This is a genomic window from Arthrobacter sunyaminii, assembly GCF_018866305.1.
Taxonomy (GTDB): Bacteria; Actinomycetota; Actinomycetes; order Actinomycetales; family Micrococcaceae; genus Arthrobacter_B; species Arthrobacter_B sunyaminii.
The window spans coordinates 476,183-493,047 of sequence record NZ_CP076456.1 but is presented as its reverse complement, the minus strand read 5'-3'; the positions used below and the strand labels follow the sequence as shown (position 1 = coordinate 493,047).

General features: G+C 56.8%; 3 protein-coding genes and 6 rRNA genes. All 9 read right to left on the bottom strand.

What is annotated here, in order from left to right; translation table 11 throughout:
* Positions 1–30 precede the first annotated feature (30 nt).
* The gene (locus KG104_RS02250) at positions 31–1,353 is read right to left on the bottom strand and encodes an FAD-binding oxidoreductase (RefSeq protein ID WP_237687281.1); all 1,323 of its coding nucleotides are present in this window, start codon (positions 1,351–1,353) and stop codon (positions 31–33) included.
* A 60-nt stretch (positions 1,354–1,413) separates the two neighbouring features.
* Positions 1,414–1,899, bottom strand: coding sequence for an SRPBCC family protein (locus tag KG104_RS02245; protein ID WP_207348474.1), 486 nt, complete (start codon positions 1,897–1,899; stop codon positions 1,414–1,416).
* A gap of 206 nt (positions 1,900–2,105) precedes the next feature.
* A 5S ribosomal RNA gene (rrf, locus tag KG104_RS02240) occupies positions 2,106–2,222 on the bottom strand.
* 299 nt (positions 2,223–2,521) lie between these two features.
* Positions 2,522–5,684: ribosomal RNA gene (locus KG104_RS02235) — 23S ribosomal RNA — on the bottom strand.
* Positions 5,685–6,183: 499 nt separating this feature from the next.
* Positions 6,184–7,709 (bottom strand): 16S ribosomal RNA (locus KG104_RS02230).
* Together the 16S, 23S and 5S rRNA genes form the textbook arrangement of a ribosomal RNA operon.
* A gap of 723 nt (positions 7,710–8,432) precedes the next feature.
* Positions 8,433–10,391, bottom strand: a complete 1,959-nt coding sequence (locus tag KG104_RS02225) for a thioester domain-containing protein (protein WP_207348665.1) — start codon at positions 10,389–10,391, stop codon at positions 8,433–8,435.
* 422 nt (positions 10,392–10,813) lie between these two features.
* Positions 10,814–10,930: ribosomal RNA gene (rrf, locus tag KG104_RS02220) — 5S ribosomal RNA — on the bottom strand.
* 299 nt (positions 10,931–11,229) lie between these two features.
* A 23S ribosomal RNA gene (locus KG104_RS02215) occupies positions 11,230–14,392 on the bottom strand.
* 505 nt (positions 14,393–14,897) lie between these two features.
* A 16S ribosomal RNA gene (locus KG104_RS02210) occupies positions 14,898–16,425 on the bottom strand.
* Between the last annotated feature and the right edge of the window lie 440 nt (positions 16,426–16,865).

Below are 16,865 nucleotides of genomic sequence, written 5' to 3'. Positions count from 1 at the left end.
GAGACACAGGGTACTGCCGGGGGGATGCTCTCAGCTGGTGAGGATCGCTTTCCCCGGGTTGAGGATCCCCGCCGGGTCAAACACCGCCTTGATGCGGCGCTGCAGTTCCAGGACTTGTTCCTGCTGCTCCTGCGCCAGCCAGCGGAGCTTGAACTGGCCCACCCCGTGTTCACCGGTGATGGTGCCTCCCATCGCCAGGGCAAGGGCTATGGATTCATCGAGGGCAGCGTCCAGCCGTTGAAGGCCGGCGCTGCCCTCGGTTTTGTCCACCCAGAAGGTGGGATGAAGATTTCCGTCTCCCGCATGTGCCACCACTTTCAGCCGCACCTCATGCTCGCGTGCCATGCGGTTCAATTCGGCGATATAGGAGACCAGCCGGGAGCGCGGCACCGCAACGTCCTCCCCCACCCGGTGTTCGGTGTGGATGGCGTCTCCGCGGCTGTGGCGGCGAAGGTCAACCAGTTGCAGTGCCTCCTCCGATCCCTCCAGGCTGATCTGCCCGCCCAGCTCGCCCAGCACTGAACGCACGACGTCGGCCTCGGCCGCGGCGCCGTACCCGTCCGTCTGGATGAGGAGCAGAGCAGCGCCGCGGGAGCGCAGGTTGGAGCCGTGGGCGGTGTCCAGCGCCACCATGGTCTCGGCGTCGAGCAGTTCCATGATCGCCGGCTGCACCCGCGCGCGGCCCACCGCCAGCACCCCGGCTGCAGCGCTTTCGATGTCAGGGAAGAATCCGGCGATCGTGCAGACATCCACGGGGAGGTAGCGCAGCCGCACGGTTATCCCCACCACTACTCCCAGTGTCCCTTCGGAGCCGGTGAAAAGGCTGGTCAAGTCGTACCCGGCCACCCCCTTAAACGTTTCCTGGCCCGTGCTGATGAGCGTTCCGTCGGCCAGGACGACGTCGAGGGAGAGGACAGAGTCCCGTGTCACGCCGTATTTAGCGCAGCGCAGCCCTCCGGCGTTGGTCGCAACATTTCCGCCGACGGTGGACACGCGGTAGCTTGCGGGATCAGGTGCGTACATCAGCCCGAATTCGGCCGCAGCAGCGTTGAGGTCTGCGTTGATGACCCCCGGTTCCACTATGGCCAGTTCATCCTCCGGCCGAATTTCGAGGATCCTGTTCATCCGCTCCAGGCTGAGGACAATGCATCCGGCCGTGGCATGGGCCCCACCGGACACCCCGGTCCCGGCACCGCGGGGAACCACTGTGGTGCCGGTACGCGAAGCCCAGCGCAGAATCTGCTGGACCTGCTCAACGGAGCGGGCCCACACAACCGCCAAAGGGTTGACGTACTCCAGGACCGGTCCCTGATCGCTTCCATAGGCTGCCAGCGTCTGAGGCGCGGTGTCCATCTCGATGCCGGTCAGGGAGCGGGATAGGTCAAGAAGCGTGTCTGCGGTCATACGAGGATGCTACCGGGCACCCATGAAGCGAGCGTAACGGTCCAAAACCTGCGGCCAGAATACGGAGAACTCATCCTGGGTCTTCACCGGATCCGCCACCATGTTGAAGCCGGAATGCGTGAGGGTGACAAGGGTGCTTGTCCCGTCTGCTGAACTGAAGCTGATCTGCACCGAGGTTGGGGTCTGCGGGCTATGCCGCCCCATCCAACCCAGCAGAAGCTGAGAGTCCTGCACTCTTTTGGCCACCGTCGCCCACACGGCAGATTCTCCCGCTGGGCCGGTTTCCGTCAGGGCGTCTGATTCGAACTCCGGATGGGTTCCTTCGCCAAATTGCGTGTGCTCCTCCGGCCACCACAGGTGTACGTATTCAGTGAAACCGTTGAAGGCCTCGTGCAATTCGCGTGGAACTCTCCGTTCCACGACGATGTCCGGCACTGAAATAGTTTCCTTTGCCGGCTCGGGCTGCTCAGCATGTGAAAAGAGAGAGGAATTCATCATCCAAGCCTAGCGCCGATGTCCCTGCCGGCCGCCGGCCGGCAACCGCCGCTCAGCGCCGTGGGCAAGGGCTCTGGACGCCATTGTCAGATAGTCGATGGGTTAGACAGTTGATGGGTCAGATAGTCGATGGGTTAGACCAGGCCTGTTAAACAGTTGAGGCCCGTACCAAAAGATACGGGCCTCAACCTCTCTACCGAAATATTGTCCGGCGGTGACCTACTCTCCCACACCCTCCCGGATGCAGTACCATCGGCGCAGTGGGTCTTAGCTTCCGGGTTCGGAATGGGACCGGGCGTTTCCCCCACGCTATGACCGCCGTAACCCTTCTACCCGCACCACCGGCCAACTACTCCTGGTGGAGGGGAAAACAATGGGTCACAACCAAACACTCAAACAACAGTGCCTGTCATGAAAAAGTATCCACGCGTAAGAATGAACACTTCTCTTTTATTCTAAACCACCCAACCATCCCCGAAAGGACAATCAGCGGTTCGTTCCACGGTGACAAACCACACACGGGTTTGTTATCCGGGAACCACATAGTGGACGCAAGCAGCATGATCAACACAATCCTTCTTTGGCGGGAACGTTTGAAGTCGTTTCCTGCCCAGACTGTGGTGTGGTGTAAGTTATCGGCCTATTAGTACCGGTCAGCTTCACGGGTCTTTAGTCCCCGCTTCCACATCCGGCCTATCAACCCAGTGGTCTGGCTGGGGGCCTCTCACACACAAGGTGTATGGAAATCTCATCTCGAAGCGGGCTTCCCGCTTAGATGCTTTCAGCGGTTATCCCATCCGAACGTAGCTAATCAGCGGTGCACTTGGCAGTACAACTGACACACCAGAGGTTCGTCCGTCCCGGTCCTCTCGTACTAAGGACAGCCCTTCTCAAATTTCCTGCGCGCGCAGCGGATAGGGACCGAACTGTCTCACGACGTTCTAAACCCAGCTCGCGTACCGCTTTAATGGGCGAACAGCCCAACCCTTGGGACCTACTCCAGCCCCAGGATGCGACGAGCCGACATCGAGGTGCCAAACCATGCCGTCGATATGGACTCTTGGGCAAGATCAGCCTGTTATCCCCGAGGTACCTTTTATCCGTTGAGCGACGGCCATTCCACAATGTACCGCCGGATCACTAGTCCCGACTTTCGTCCCTGCTCGAGATGTCTCTCTCACAGTCAAGCTCCCTTGTGCACTTACACTCGCCACCTGATTGCCAACCAGGCTGAGGGAACCTTTGGGCGCCTCCGTTACTCTTTAGGAGGCAACCGCCCCAGTTAAACTACCCATCAGGCACTGTCCCTGACCCGGATTACGGGCCGAAGTTAGATATCCAGTATGACCAGAGTGGTATTTCAACGATGACTCCACCCGAACTGGCGTCCGGGTCTCACAGTCTCCCACCTATCCTACACAAGCCACACCGAACACCAATACCAAACTATAGTAAAGGTCTCGGGGTCTTTCCGTCCTGCTGCGCGTAACGAGCATCTTTACTCGTACTGCAATTTCGCCGAGTTTATGGTTGAGACAGCGGGGAAGTCGTTACTCCATTCGTGCAGGTCGGAACTTACCCGACAAGGAATTTCGCTACCTTAGGATGGTTATAGTTACCACCGCCGTTTACTGGGGCTTAAATTCCCAGCTTCGCCCGTAAGGGCTAACCGGTCCTCTTAACCTTCCAGCACCGGGCAGGAGTCAGTCCGTATACATCGTCTTGCGACTTCGCACGGACCTGTGTTTTTAGTAAACAGTCGCTTCCCCCTGGTCTCTGCGGCCCCGATCCCCTCCGGACAGCAAGTGTCCATCAAGGTTGGGGCCCCCCTTCTCCCGAAGTTACGGGGGCATTTTGCCGAGTTCCTTAACCATAATTCTCTCGATCGCCTTAGTATTCTCTACCTGATCACCTGTGTCGGTTTGGGGTACGGGCGGCTAAAACCTCGCGCCGATGCTTTTCTAGGCAGCATAGGATCACCGGATTCCCACCAAAGTGGGTCCCGTCAGATCTCAGGTGCGTCATCCAAGACACAGTGACGGATTTACCTATCACTGACCCTACATCCTTAGACCAGGACAACCATCGCCCGGCCCGGCTACCTTCCTGCGTCACACCTGTTAATACGCTTACCTCCCGGGATCAGGTCCCGCGCTCCACCAAAAACCGTGTCGCCACAAGGGCTAACGGTCAGGTATTGGGCGGTTAGTATCCCCCGATCAGTATTGGCGGTTTTTCGCCGGTACGGGAATATCAACCCGTTGTCCATCGACTACGCCTGTCGGCCTCGCCTTAGGTCCCGACTTACCCAGGGCAGATTAGCTTGACCCTGGAACCCTTGATCATTCGGCGGACGGGTTTCTCACCCGTCTTTCGCTACTCATGCCTGCATTCTCACTCGTGTAGGCTCCACCGCTGGTTTACACCGCGACTTCACTGCCCACACGACGCTCCCCTACCCATCCAAACGCTTGAACGAAAATGGATAAACCATCCGCTTGGCTAATATTTGAATGCCACAACTTCGGCGGTGTACTTGAGCCCCGCTACATTGTCGGCGCGGAATCACTTGACCAGTGAGCTATTACGCACTCTTTCAAGGATGGCTGCTTCTAAGCCAACCTCCTGGTTGTCTGAGCAACTCCACATCCTTTCCCACTTAGCACACGCTTAGGGGCCTTAGTTGGTGGTCTGGGCTGTTTCCCTCTCGACTATGAAGCTTATCCCCCACAGTCACTGCTGCGCTCTCACTTACCGGCATTCGGAGTTTGGCTGACGTCAGTAACCTTGTAGGGCCCATTAGCCATCCAGTAGCTCTACCTCCGGTAAGAAACACGCAACGCTGCACCTAAATGCATTTCGGGGAGAACCAGCTATCACGGAGTTTGATTGGCCTTTCACCCCTACCCACAGCTCATCCCCTCCATTTTCAACTGAAGTGGGTTCGGTCCTCCACGCGCTCTTACACGCGCTTCAACCTGGCCATGGGTAGATCACTCCGCTTCGGGTCTAGATCACGCCACTGCATCGCCCTGTTCAGACTCGCTTTCGCTACGGCTTCCCCTCACGGGTTAACCTCGCGACGTAACACTAACTCGCAGGCTCATTCTTCAAAAGGCACGCTGTCACAAGCACAACACCACAAGTGGCATTGCCCTGCTCCAACGGATTGTAGGCACACGGTTTCAGGTACTGTTTCACTCCCCTCCCGGGGTACTTTTCACCTTTCCCTCACGGTACTTGTCCGCTATCGGTCATCAGGGAGTATTTAGGCTTACCAGGTGGTCCTGGCAGATTCGCACGGGATTTCTCGGGCCCCGTGCTACTTGGGATCCTCTCCAAGCGGCAGCATACATTCCGGTTACGGGGCTAACACCCTCTACGGCCGGGCTTTCAAACCCGTTCACCTATGCATCTGCACTCACTTCACCAATCCGGCAGAATCGGTACGGAAAGTCCCGCAACCCCAGTGATGCAACGCCCGCCGGCTATCACACACCACTGGTTTAGCCTCTTCCGCGTTCGCTCGCCACTACTAACGGAATCACTGTTGTTTTCTCTTCCTGTGGGTACTGAGATGTTTCACTTCCCCACGTTCCCTCCACGCACCCTATGTGTTCAGATGCGGGTCACCCGGTCACTCGCGCGCCGGGCGGGGTTTCCCCATTCGGACATCCTGGGATCAACGCTCGGTTATCAACTCCCCCAGGCTTATCGCAGATTCCTACGTCCTTCTTCGGCTCCTGATGCCAAGGCATCCACCGTGTGCCCTTAAAAACTTGACCACAAAGATCAATAAATATTATCGCTATCGAGAAAACCATGGAGGCCGGTAAAAACCGGTCACCAGGTTTAAAATTGCACTTAATAATTTTAAGATGCTCGCGTCCACTATGTAGTTCTAACAACAACCCCGTCACACCCCGCCACCACCACGTATTCACCGTGACGGTCTTGGGCCTGCGCAGGAACAATCAGAAACAACACGAACCCGTGTCCCTTCCAACCCCTCCAATGAAGGCTTGAAATTCTTCGGTCCTGTTATTTCAGGACCCAACAGTGTGCCAAACGGAAAAACCCGGTACTTGAAGACACCGGCAGCGTTTCCAGTCCTCCCCGAAGGAAGAACGTACTGTGCTGCCGGGCTCAACGCCGGGCACCTGCCTATTGATATTCCACCCTTGAGCACCCACCGGAAAACATATGTTTCCGATATGGGCATCTCCTGCAAAGCCCGCATCCAACACTGTGGAAGAACACGAAAAACTTTGAGGTGCTCCTTAGAAAGGAGGTGATCCAGCCGCACCTTCCGGTACGGCTACCTTGTTACGACTTAGTCCCAATCGCCGGTCCCACCTTCGACGGCTCCCTCCCACAAGGGGTTAGGCCACCGGCTTCGGGTGTTACCAACTTTCGTGACTTGACGGGCGGTGTGTACAAGGCCCGGGAACGTATTCACCGCAGCGTTGCTGATCTGCGATTACTAGCGACTCCAACTTCATGAGGTCGAGTTGCAGACCTCAATCCGAACTGAGACCGGCTTTTTGGGATTAGCTCCACCTCACAGTATCGCAACCCTTTGTACCGGCCATTGTAGCATGCGTGAAGCCCAAGACATAAGGGGCATGATGATTTGACGTCGTCCCCACCTTCCTCCGAGTTGACCCGGCAGTCTCCTATGAGTCCCCGGCATAACCCGCTGGCAACATAGAACGAGGGTTGCGCTCGTTGCGGGACTTAACCCAACATCTCACGACACGAGCTGACGACAACCATGCACCACCTGTAAACCGGCCACAAGTGGGGGACCTGTTTCCAGGCCTTTCCGGTTCATGTCAAGCCTTGGTAAGGTTCTTCGCGTTGCATCGAATTAATCCGCATGCTCCGCCGCTTGTGCGGGCCCCCGTCAATTCCTTTGAGTTTTAGCCTTGCGGCCGTACTCCCCAGGGGGGCACTTAATGCGTTAGCTACGGCGCGGAAAACGTGGAATGTCCCCCACACCTAGTGCCCAACGTTTACGGCATGGACTACCAGGGTATCTAATCCTGTTCGCTCCCCATGCTTTCGCTCCTCAGCGTCAGTTACAGCCCAGAGACCTGCCTTCGCCATCGGTGTTCCTCCTGATATCTGCGCATTTCACCGCTACACCAGGAATTCCAGTCTCCCCTACTGCACTCTAGTCTGCCCGTACCCACTGCAGACCCGGGGTTGAGCCCCGGGCTTTCACAGCAGACGCGACAAACCGCCTACGAGCTCTTTACGCCCAATAATTCCGGATAACGCTTGCGCCCTACGTATTACCGCGGCTGCTGGCACGTAGTTAGCCGGCGCTTCTTCTGCAGGTACCGTCACTTTCGCTTCTTCCCTGCTGAAAGAGGTTTACAACCCGAAGGCCTTCGTCCCTCACGCGGCGTCGCTGCATCAGGCTTTCGCCCATTGTGCAATATTCCCCACTGCTGCCTCCCGTAGGAGTCTGGGCCGTGTCTCAGTCCCAGTGTGGCCGGTCACCCTCTCAGGCCGGCTACCCGTCGTCGCCTTGGTGGGCCATTACCCCAACCAACTAGCTGATAGGCCGCGAGTCCATCCAAAACCGCATCAAGCTTTCCACGGACCCCCATGCGGGAATCCGTCGTATCCGGTATTAGACCCGGTTTCCCAGGCTTATCCCGAAGTTAAGGGCAGGTTACTCACGTGTTACTCACCCGTTCGCCACTAATCATTTTGTGCAAGCACAAAAGTCATCGTTCGACTTGCATGTGTTAAGCACGCCGCCAGCGTTCATCCTGAGCCAGGATCAAACTCTCCGTAAATGTGTTACAGACACAAGACCGGAGCCAAGGAAAATTGGCTGCACAGTCCTGCACTAAATTCGAAACCAGCTAAAAAAGCTGCTCCCAACCCACGGGGTGGGCGGAAACAACCAGTTCAACCAATTAAAATAATTGGTATCAATAAACTTGGCACACTATTGAGTTCTCAAACAACAGATGCATCCGAAATACTCGGAAAAACAAAGAATGTTTTTCTTTTCTCTTCGCTGCAGTGTTTCTTTATTCTATTTCATCCGGACCGTATTTGGCAATTCGGGGTAATTCCCGAAGTGTGCTTCATTTTGTCCGGCTGACCCCGCGCAAAAGCTCCGGCTTTCCGCTCCCGGGCCGTAAGGCGCAGGATGGATCACCAGGATGTTTTTGGTGGGGTTTGGCCGCCATGCTCGGGATGTTTTCCAACTCCCGGCCGCGGCGACTTAGAAGACTTTACACAGGTTTTGACCCACCCGCAAATCGGCCCATGGGCTGTGATCGGGGTCCCAACAACCACGGTGAACAAACGGCTTTCCGGCCCTTCAAAGCCACTTTTGTTCGGAATTTCCCTTGGCTGTCTGCCGCATGGTTATTCTCCCATGACACAGCTGTGGGTAGCTCTCCGGTTTGGAGAGCTACCCACAATGTTGAGCCCACGGGCTCTACCGGCTGGTCATCAGCTCTTCAGCCTATAGCCGGCATAAAGAACTCAGACGTGGCCCCCTGTTGCTAGTCCATTTCCTTCCTCCGTCGTGCAGCCCCGGCCACCAGCAGTGTGCCCATGAGGACGGCGCCAGCTCCGGCAAGGGATACCTGTGCGGTGGCGGTTGCCCCGGTCTTGGCCAGCGTGTCCTTACCCAAAACCGCGTAGGTATTAGTGACTGTCGCGTCTACGGTTTCACCCGACACGATCACGACGCTGTAGGGCAGAATCGTCTCGACAGTGACGTTCCCGTTCTCACCGTTCGTGGGCTCGGTGACAGTGCACTCGGTACCGGCAGGGATGCCGTCGAAGACCTGCACGTACTCACCGGGCAGGGTTTCAGCGGGGATCCGCACCACTTGCTCGAGCTCGTTTCCGCAGACCACGTTGAGGTATGACGCGGACTGCTTTCCGGCGCCATTTCCGGCCACGATTTTGGTTACTTGCAGAGATCCATTGGCATATTGCACCGTATTAGCCAGGCCTGCACTTACCGTGGCTCCCGGCTCAATAACGACCGTTACCGGGTCACCGGCCTCCACGGTAACCTCCGACGTCGCCCCAGTGCTCGATTCCGTCACCGTACATTCCGTCCCCGCCGGGATATCAGTGAGGGTTTCACCGTAGGTCCCGGCCGCGCTGCCTGCCGGGATGACAACACTGGTGTCCAGAACGGACCCGCACACAACGTCGAGAACTATTTCCGACTGCAGACCTGCGGCGTTCCCGTCGATCGTCTTGGTGACGTTAAGCGCTCCCGGGAGGTACTGAACCGTGTTGGTAACCGCAAGGACGTTCTCACCGTCAGTGATGGTCACGGGTTCCGGGAGCACCGGTGTGACTGTTACCTCCGTCGTTGATCCGGTGACGGGTTCAGTAACTGAACAGACCGTGCCTACTGGAAGTCCTGCGACCGTCTCAGTCACTGTTTCAGTCGTGCCGGCGGGGATCTCGAAGGTGAAGACGCCGGATGCTCCGCAGTCCACCACCAGGGAAATGTCGCCCTGCAGCCCGGCTCCTTCACCTGCAAACGCCTTACTGACCGTCAAGTCGCCGGCAACGAAGAACTCGGCCGTCGCCCGTGCATTGGACTCAATCTGCGCATCAGCTGCCAGGATGAGCTTCTGGGCAGTGGTGACGCTGGGATTGTTGCCGGCATAGAGGTAGACGTTGCCTGTCTGGACAGGAACCACGGCTGTGGCGGTCAGATCAACTGGATCCGTGGTTTGGTTGTCGTTCCGCACCCACAGCTGAGTGCCGGAGGTGACAGTCGTGCCAACAAGCGGGGCCGTACCGGCCGGATCCGTGTACAGGGTGTAGCCTTCCGGCACCGCAACGGTGATGGTGCCTGCATCGGAAGTAATGGTGAATGGCCCGGTGACTCCGTCGGTGGGGCCTGACGCAGTGGGCGGATCGATAGCTACGTTGGGGGCCGGCGGCTCGGTCAGCGGTCCTGCCGCGAGTACTGCGGCGACAATCGGAGCCGTGTACGGCCGGACTGGATCGTTTTCCGCTAGGACGTAGCCGTCGCTGAAAAACCACACAGCAGCCTGAACCGCTGCTGCCCGAATGCTGTCCGACGGCGCCTCCGGCAGGCCCGGCTGATCCGGGTAGTAGCTGTTCAGCACCCGATTAACGTAACCAATGTTCGGCACATTGGATTCGTCCCAGCTGCCGCTCTCATAACCCAGGCCGGTGTAGGTGGAGGTACGAATGTCGATGCAGTACATCTGCTGCGTATTGCCGACGGCGTCAACAGTGGTGATGATGCCGGCAAACCCCTCATTGAGGGTCTCATAGCCCGCCGGCACGCCCGTGGGATACCCGGTGGTGGGGTCGAACGGCGTACCTGCAGGAGGCAGCCCGCCAGCCACCCCCTGACCCGGTCCGGTGCCGGTCATTGTGATCTCCGTGAGGTCCGAGGGGACTTCGTTGCCCGGGGATTCACCGCTGAATACGGCATGTGCCGGCAATGCCAGTTGCATCAGAAGACACAGGATGGCGAATACCCCAATGCCCGTGCCGCTGGCCCGGCCTCTCCATACTGGGGTACTGCCCCTCCGGACACTGCCGGTTCTGCGACGCACGCTCATTAGCTTCCCGCTTTCTGCTCGACCCTTTGACATCCGCAGAGCCCAGGTGAGGACAGACTTATATGAGGCTCCGTGAGCAGTGAGGCTACCTCGTGGGGAAACGTGTGCAAAGGGAAGTGCAGGAATCATCTACTGATACTGAAGTTAAAAGCGTGATAGCTGAGATGTGCTTGACAATCCCGCGCGGTAAGGCAGCGCCAACGGCTCCCGTCCGGGCAACCGTAACCCGGCAAAACCGCCGGCTGGGAAGGAATCCTGGTTAAACAAGTAAGGCCCCGCCGATGGCGGGGCCTTACTCTCTCTACCGAAATATTGTCCGGCGGTGACCTACTCTCCCACACCCTCCCGGATGCAGTACCATCGGCGCAGTGGGTCTTAGCTTCCGGGTTCGGAATGGGACCGGGCGTTTCCCCCACGCTATGACCGCCGTAACCCTACCACCCGCACCACCGGCCAACTACTCCTGGTGGAGGGGAAAACAATGGGTCACAACCAAACACTCAAACAACAGTGCCTGTCATGAAAAAGTATCCACGCGTAAGAATGAACACTTCTCTTTTATTCTAAACCACCCAACCATCCCCGAAAGGACAATCAGCGGTTCGTTCCACGGTGACAAACCACACACGGGTTTGTTATCCGGGAACCACATAGTGGACGCAAGCAGCATGATCAACACAATCCTTCTTTGGCGGGAACGTTTGAAGTCGTTTCCTGCCCAGACTGTGGTGTGGTGTAAGTTATCGGCCTATTAGTACCGGTCAGCTTCACGGGTCTTTAGTCCCCGCTTCCACATCCGGCCTATCAACCCAGTGGTCTGGCTGGGGGCCTCTCACACACAAGGTGTATGGAAATCTCATCTCGAAGCGGGCTTCCCGCTTAGATGCTTTCAGCGGTTATCCCATCCGAACGTAGCTAATCAGCGGTGCACTTGGCAGTACAACTGACACACCAGAGGTTCGTCCGTCCCGGTCCTCTCGTACTAAGGACAGCCCTTCTCAAATTTCCTGCGCGCGCAGCGGATAGGGACCGAACTGTCTCACGACGTTCTAAACCCAGCTCGCGTACCGCTTTAATGGGCGAACAGCCCAACCCTTGGGACCTACTCCAGCCCCAGGATGCGACGAGCCGACATCGAGGTGCCAAACCATGCCGTCGATATGGACTCTTGGGCAAGATCAGCCTGTTATCCCCGAGGTACCTTTTATCCGTTGAGCGACGGCCATTCCACAATGTACCGCCGGATCACTAGTCCCGACTTTCGTCCCTGCTCGAGATGTCTCTCTCACAGTCAAGCTCCCTTGTGCACTTACACTCGCCACCTGATTGCCAACCAGGCTGAGGGAACCTTTGGGCGCCTCCGTTACTCTTTAGGAGGCAACCGCCCCAGTTAAACTACCCATCAGGCACTGTCCCTGACCCGGATTACGGGCCGAAGTTAGATATCCAGTATGACCAGAGTGGTATTTCAACGATGACTCCACCCGAACTGGCGTCCGGGTCTCACAGTCTCCCACCTATCCTACACAAGCCACACCGAACACCAATACCAAACTATAGTAAAGGTCTCGGGGTCTTTCCGTCCTGCTGCGCGTAACGAGCATCTTTACTCGTACTGCAATTTCGCCGAGTTTATGGTTGAGACAGCGGGGAAGTCGTTACTCCATTCGTGCAGGTCGGAACTTACCCGACAAGGAATTTCGCTACCTTAGGATGGTTATAGTTACCACCGCCGTTTACTGGGGCTTAAATTCCCAGCTTCGCCCGTAAGGGCTAACCGGTCCTCTTAACCTTCCAGCACCGGGCAGGAGTCAGTCCGTATACATCGTCTTGCGACTTCGCACGGACCTGTGTTTTTAGTAAACAGTCGCTTCCCCCTGGTCTCTGCGGCCCGATCCCCTCCGGACAGCAAGTGTCCATCAAGGTTGGGGCCCCCCTTCTCCCGAAGTTACGGGGGCATTTTGCCGAGTTCCTTAACCATAATTCTCTCGATCGCCTTAGTATTCTCTACCTGATCACCTGTGTCGGTTTGGGGTACGGGCGGCTAAAACCTCGCGCCGATGCTTTTCTAGGCAGCATAGGATCACCGGATTCCCACCAAAGTGGGTCCCGTCAGATCTCAGGTGCGTCATTCAAGACACAGTGACGGATTTACCTATCACTGACCCTACATCCTTAGACCAGGACAACCATCGCCCGGCCCGGCTACCTTCCTGCGTCACACCTGTTAATACGCTTACCTCCCGGGATCAGGTCCCGCGCTCCACCAAAAACCGTGTCGCCACAAGGGCTAACGGTCAGGTATTGGGCGGTTAGTATCCCCCGATCAGTATTGGCGGTTTTTCGCCGGTACGGGAATATCAACCCGTTGTCCATCGACTACGCCTGTCGGCCTCGCCTTAGGTCCCGACTTACCCAGGGCAGATTAGCTTGACCCTGGAACCCTTGATCATTCGGCGGACGGGTTTCTCACCCGTCTTTCGCTACTCATGCCTGCATTCTCACTCGTGTAGGCTCCACCGCTGGTTTACACCGCGACTTCACTGCCCACACGACGCTCCCCTACCCATCCAAACGCTTGAACGAAAATGGATAAACCATCCGCTTGGCTAATATTTGAATGCCACAACTTCGGCGGTGTACTTGAGCCCCGCTACATTGTCGGCGCGGAATCACTTGACCAGTGAGCTATTACGCACTCTTTCAAGGATGGCTGCTTCTAAGCCAACCTCCTGGTTGTCTGAGCAACTCCACATCCTTTCCCACTTAGCACACGCTTAGGGGCCTTAGTTGGTGGTCTGGGCTGTTTCCCTCTCGACTATGAAGCTTATCCCCCACAGTCTCACTGCTGCGCTCTCACTTACCGGCATTCGGAGTTTGGCTGACGTCAGTAACCTTGTAGGGCCCATTAGCCATCCAGTAGCTCTACCTCCGGTAAGAAACACGCAACGCTGCACCTAAATGCATTTCGGGGAGAACCAGCTATCACGGAGTTTGATTGGCCTTTCACCCCTACCCACAGCTCATCCCCTCCATTTTCAACTGAAGTGGGTTCGGTCCTCCACGCGCTCTTACACGCGCTTCAACCTGGCCATGGGTAGATCACTCCGCTTCGGGTCTAGATCACGCCACTGCATCGCCCTGTTCAGACTCGCTTTCGCTACGGCTTCCCCTCACGGGTTAACCTCGCGACGTAACACTAACTCGCAGGCTCATTCTTCAAAAGGCACGCTGTCACAAGCACAACACCACAAGTGGCATTGCCCTGCTCCAACGGATTGTAGGCACACGGTTTCAGGTACTGTTTCACTCCCCTCCCGGGGTACTTTTCACCTTTCCCTCACGGTACTTGTCCGCTATCGGTCATCAGGGAGTATTTAGGCTTACCAGGTGGTCCTGGCAGATTCGCACGGGATTTCTCGGGCCCCGTGCTACTTGGGATCCTCTCCAAGCGGCAGCATACATTCCGGTTACGGGCTAACACCCTCTACGGCCGGGCTTTCAAACCCGTTCACCTATGCATCTGCACTCACTTCACCAATCCGGCAGAATCGGTACGGAAAGTCCCGCAACCCCAGTGATGCAACGCCCGCCGGCTATCACACACCACTGGTTTAGCCTCTTCCGCGTTCGCTCGCCACTACTAACGGAATCACTGTTGTTTTCTCTTCCTGTGGGTACTGAGATGTTTCACTTCCCCACGTTCCCTCCACGCACCCTATGTGTTCAGATGCGGGTCACCCGGTCACTCGCGCGCCGGGCGGGGTTTCCCCATTCGGACATCCTGGGATCAACGCTCGGTTATCAACTCCCCCAGGCTTATCGCAGATTCCTACGTCCTTCTTCGGCTCCTGATGCCAAGGCATCCACCGTGTGCCCTTAAAAACTTGACCACAAAGATCAATAAATATTATCGCTATCGAGAAAACCATGGAGGCCGGTAAAAACCGGTCACCAGGTTTATCTGAAATTGCACTTAATAATTTTAAGATGCTCGCGTCCACTATGTAGTTCTCAAACAACAACCCCGTCACACCCCGCCACCACCACGTATTCACCGTGACGGTCTTGGGCCTGCGCAGGAACAATCAGAAACAACACGAACCCGTGTCCCTTCCAACCCCTCCAATGAAGGCTTGAAATTCTTCGGTCCTGTTATTTCAGGACCCAACAGTGTGCCAAACGGAAAAACCCGGTACTTGAAGACACCGGCAGCGTTTCCAGTCCTCCCCGAAGGAAGAACGTACTGTGCTGCCGGGCTCAACGCCGGGCACCTGCCTATTGATATTCCACCCTTGAGCACCCACCGGAAAACATATGTTTCCGATATGGGCATCTCCTGCAAAGCCCGCATCCAACACTGTGGAAGAACACGAAAAACTTTGAGGTGCTCCTTAGAAAGGAGGTGATCCAGCCGCACCTTCCGGTACGGCTACCTTGTTACGACTTAGTCCCAATCGCCGGTCCCACCTTCGACGGCTCCCTCCCACAAGGGGTTAGGCCACCGGCTTCGGGTGTTACCAACTTTCGTGACTTGACGGGCGGTGTGTACAAGGCCCGGGAACGTATTCACCGCAGCGTTGCTGATCTGCGATTACTAGCGACTCCAACTTCATGAGGTCGAGTTGCAGACCTCAATCCGAACTGAGACCGGCTTTTTGGGATTAGCTCCACCTCACAGTATCGCAACCCTTTGTACCGGCCATTGTAGCATGCGTGAAGCCCAAGACATAAGGGGCATGATGATTTGACGTCGTCCCCACCTTCCTCCGAGTTGACCCCGGCAGTCTCCTATGAGTCCCCGGCATAACCCGCTGGCAACATAGAACGAGGGTTGCGCTCGTTGCGGGACTTAACCCAACATCTCACGACACGAGCTGACGACAACCATGCACCACCTGTAAACCGGCCACAAGTGGGGGACCTGTTTCCAGGCCTTTCCGGTTCATGTCAAGCCTTGGTAAGGTTCTTCGCGTTGCATCGAATTAATCCGCATGCTCCGCCGCTTGTGCGGGCCCCCGTCAATTCCTTTGAGTTTTAGCCTTGCGGCCGTACTCCCCAGGCGGGGCACTTAATGCGTTAGCTACGGCGCGGAAAACGTGGAATGTCCCCCACACCTAGTGCCCAACGTTTACGGCATGGACTACCAGGGTATCTAATCCTGTTCGCTCCCCATGCTTTCGCTCCTCAGCGTCAGTTACAGCCCAGAGACCTGCCTTCGCCATCGGTGTTCCTCCTGATATCTGCGCATTTCACCGCTACACCAGGAATTCCAGTCTCCCCTACTGCACTCTAGTCTGCCCGTACCCACTGCAGACCCGGGGTTGAGCCCCGGGCTTTCACAGCAGACGCGACAAACCGCCTACGAGCTCTTTACGCCCAATAATTCCGGATAACGCTTGCGCCCTACGTATTACCGCGGCTGCTGGCACGTAGTTAGCCGGCGCTTCTTCTGCAGGTACCGTCACTTTCGCTTCTTCCCTGCTGAAAGAGGTTTACAACCCGAAGGCCTTCGTCCCTCACGCGGCGTCGCTGCATCAGGCTTTCGCCCATTGTGCAATATTCCCCACTGCTGCCTCCCGTAGGAGTCTGGGCCGTGTCTCAGTCCCAGTGTGGCCGGTCACCCTCTCAGGCCGGCTACCCGTCGTCGCCTTGGTGGGCCATTACCCCAACCAACTAGCTGATAGGCCGCGAGTCCATCCAAAACCGCATCAAGCTTTCCACGGACCCCCATGCGGGAATCCGTCGTATCCGGTATTAGACCCGGTTTCCCAGGCTTATCCCGAAGTTAAGGGCAGGTTACTCACGTGTTACTCACCCGTTCGCCACTAATCATTTTGTGCAAGCACAAAAGTCATCGTTCGACTTGCATGTGTTAAGCACGCCGCCAGCGTTCATCCTGAGCCAGGATCAAACTCTCCGTAAATGTGTTACAGACACAAGACCGGAGCCAAGGAAAATTGGCTGCACAGTCCTGCACTAAATTCGAAACCAGCTAAAAAAGCTGCTCCCAACCCACGGGGTGGGCGGAAACAACCAGTTCAACCAATTAAAATAATTGGTATCAATAAACTTGGCACACTATTGAGTTCTCAAACAACAGACTGCTTCCGGCACCAACAGGCTCAGATCCAAGGATCTTCCGCTCTGCATCGCTCCGGAGCAACTTTTCAATCTTACCGCCCTGATCAGAGTCTGTCAAAACGGCTGTTCGCCCTTCCGGCGAACCGGATGGAGCCTAGGCTCCGTGACGCTCAGCTGTTCTCGTTGCCTCGATCAGCGCGGGTATTAACTCTAGCACGGTTTTGCGGCTGCGGTGAACCAGGCCCGGAGCGGCTGCGCCCCGGGCCTGATCACGCTAAATTG